At 76.4% G+C, this 3,180-nt stretch carries 2 protein-coding genes; both read right to left on the reverse strand.

Translation table 11 applies throughout. The features are described from left to right. The coding region (locus tag ESG85_RS01990) for a serine/threonine-protein kinase (RefSeq protein WP_246094771.1) at nucleotides 1–981 on the reverse strand (981 nt) is incomplete at its 3' end. A 351-nt stretch (nucleotides 982–1,332) separates the two neighbouring features. Beyond that, a partial coding sequence (locus tag ESG85_RS01995) for a serine/threonine-protein kinase (protein ID WP_484422032.1) occupies nucleotides 1,333–3,180 on the reverse strand: 1,848 nt, incomplete at its 5' end.

Genomic DNA, 3,180 nt, shown 5'->3' on the forward strand with positions numbered 1-3,180 from the left:
CGCGGTCGCCGCGGGCGCGGCGGCCCGGACGGCCGCCGGGGCGTCGTGCGGCACGGGCAGCGGCGTCGTCACCGACGGGGCGGCCGCGGCCAGCTCCTCCGGCCCGACCCGCTGCGTCGGCACGTACGCCTGCGCGGCCTGCGGCTCACGGCCCTCCATGGCGTCGAGCAGCATCCGCTCGGCCTCGTCCGCGCGCGGGCGCTGGTCCGGGTCCTTGCGCAGCAGCGCCACGATGACGGGAGCGAGCGGGCCCGCCTTCTCCGGGTACGGCGGCTCCTCCGTCACCACGGCCTGCATGGTGCTGATCGGCGAGCCGCGGCGGAACGGCGAGCTGCCCTCCACCGCCGCGTACAGCGTGGCCCCCAGCGACCACAGGTCGGAGGCCGGACCGGGGTCCCCGCCGCGCACCCGCTCGGGCGCCAGGTAGTCGATGGAGCCGACGAGTTCGCCCGTGCGGGTGATCGAGGAGTCGCCCTCGATGGCGGCGATCCCGAAGTCGGTGATGAGGACCCGGCCGTCGCGCGCGAGCAGCACGTTCCCCGGCTTCACGTCCCGGTGCAGCACCCCGGCGGCGTGCGCCGCGCGCAGCGCGCCGAGGACGTGCAGACCGACCCTGGCGGCCTCGCGCGGCTCGATCGTGCCGGACTCCTTCGTCGCGTCCGCGAGCGAGGGCCCGTCCACGTACTGCATGACGATCCACGGCCGGTCGTCGTGCTCCAGGACGTCGTGGACGGTGACCACGCCCGGGTGGGTGATCCGGGCCGCCGCCCGCGCCTCCTTCTGCGTCCGGGCGTGCAGAACCAGCCGGTCGGCCTCGGCCACGAACCGGCCCGCCGTCAACTCCTTGACGGCCACCACACGGTGCAGCACCTCGTCGTGCGCGCGCCAGACCTTGCCCATGCCGCCGCGCCCGATGGACTCGCCCAACCGGTAGCGCCCGGCGAGCAGCAGCCCGGTGCCGGTGCTCTCAGAATGTTCCACGTGCCCCCGCCTGTTTGCTTCGAAGGCAAGGTTACGGAGAAGGACGCGGAACACGGAACCTCGGAACGGGCTTTGGGAACAATCTGTAACCAGAGGCGGTTTTCAGCCAGTGGCGCGATCCGTACAAGAGGGGCCGTATGCGGCGCGTCGGCCGTGGTCGGCGGCTACGCGTGGTCAGCAAGTGACCCGAGAGTAGCCGGGGAGGAGCGGTCCTGCACATGCCCGGGACGTCGGGTGCCCGTGGTGCGGCAGGTGCCCGTGGTGCGGCATGTGGCGGTGGTACGGCATGTGGCAGGGGTTCTGCGGGTGCCGGTGGTTCAGCGGGTGGCCGGGTTCACGGTCGCCGGTGGTTCAGCGGGTGGGGTGGTACGCCTTCACCGCCTGGTCGTAGATCTCGGACACCTTGTCCCGCTCGTTCTCCGGCCCGATGACCTGCACGACGTGGTAGCGGTCGCCTTCGATCAGCGCCAGGTTGCGCACGAACACCTCGCGCCCGGTGCTGTCCTGCCAGGTGAACTGCCCGACCGCCATCACCTGCCGGCCGACGACGACCTGGCGCAGACCGGAGGCCCCGGACCAGGACGAGTCCCGCCAGGGCTGGAGCTCGCGCTCCCTGCTCCGCTGGTACGCCAGCGGGTCCGAGCCGTTGGCCTGCACGGTGTCCCGGCCCGGCACCACGATCAGCGTGAAGTCACCGTTGGTGAAGCGCACTTGCCCGGCGTCGTTGATGGGGCTGCGCCGCCAGCCGCGTGGCACGCCCACCTGGAAGCCCTCGGGATCCCTGCGCAGCTCGTACCCGGCCGCCAGGGACGGGGCCGACGGGTCGACGGCGGGCGGGGTGGTGCGCGACTGCTGCGGCGTGGGCCGGGTGGTCGCCCCGCCCGAGGGGCCGCCCGCGGCGGAACCGGTGCCGGCCGGAGCCGAGGACGGCGCCGGAGCACCGGACTTGGCCGGCGGCGCGCCCGTACCGCCCTTCTCCTCCCCCGCCTTGGGCAGGAAGAGCACGGCGTACGCGACGGCCCCGGCGAGCAGGAGGAGGATCAGGAGCAGCAGCATCCGGCCGAGGGCGCGCGGCGAGCCCGTCTCGCGCCCGGGCGCGCGGGGCACGCGCGCGGCGCGCTGCGGGATCTCGTCGTGCGCCAGGTCGTCGGGATACGGCCCGTGTCCCACAGGTCCCGTGTGTCCCTGGTACGCCGTCGCGTGCGCCGACCGCTCCTCGTGCGGCGGGTACGCCGCCCCGCGTGCGGCGCGCCCCTTGGCCTGCCGGTGCCGGTGCCGGCCGCCCGCGGCCCCGCGGCGGCGGCGCACCAGCTCGCCGCGGCGGCGGACGATCGGCAGCCGCGCGGCGTCGGGCGACGGCAGGGGTACGACGCCGATCCCGGCCTCTGGCTCGGGCGCCGAACGGACCAGGGAGCGCAGCCAGCCGCTCAGTTCCTCGACGTCGGGGCGCTCGGTGGGGTCCTGGCGCAGCAGGGACTCCACGACGGGCCGCAGCGGACCGCACTCCTCGGCGAAGGCGGGCGGCTCCGCGCAGACCAGCTGGACCAGTTCGGCGGCGCTGTCCTCGGGGTACGGGGCGTGGCCCTGGACCGCCCGGTAGAGCAGCGCGCCGAGCGCCCACAGGTCCGTGGCGGGTCCGATGGGCGGGGCGAGCCGCCAGTGCTCGTGGACGGGGCCCGCTTGTTCGGGCGCCCAGCGTTCGGTGACGGCGCCGACCACGGCGATCCGGGTCTGCCGGGCCCGCTCGGCGCCGAGCCGGGTCACCGGCCCGCGGTACGCGTCGCCGGAAGCGGGGCCGGAGGCGGAGGCGGGGACGAGTGCGGGCTCGGGGGCCGAGGCCGGCGGGGCCGCGGCGGCCCGGTAACCGGCGGGGAGCGCGGGCAACACCGGGCCGCCCGTACCGCCGCTGCCGCCGGCGGGGACGGGCCGCCCGCCGTCGCGGGCCGTGTGCGGGCCGTCGGTCCAGCTGCCGGAGAGGTACACGCGGGGCGGCGTGCCGCCGGGCGAGGTGCCGGGGGGCACGCCGTAGGCGCCGCCGCTCTCGTCGTCGTCGGGGCCGTCATCGTCGTCGTCGCCCACGCGCGACCACCACTGCGGCTCGGGAGGCGTGGGCGGACCGGACGGCGGCGTCGGCCCCGCGGGCCCCGGAGGGCCGTCGGTCCCGGCGGGCTCGGCCGGTCGCGGGGCCGGGAGGGCGCC

Origin of the sequence: Streptomyces roseicoloratus, assembly GCF_004117935.1 — a bacterium.
Taxonomy (GTDB): domain Bacteria; phylum Actinomycetota; class Actinomycetes; order Streptomycetales; family Streptomycetaceae; genus Streptomyces; species Streptomyces roseicoloratus.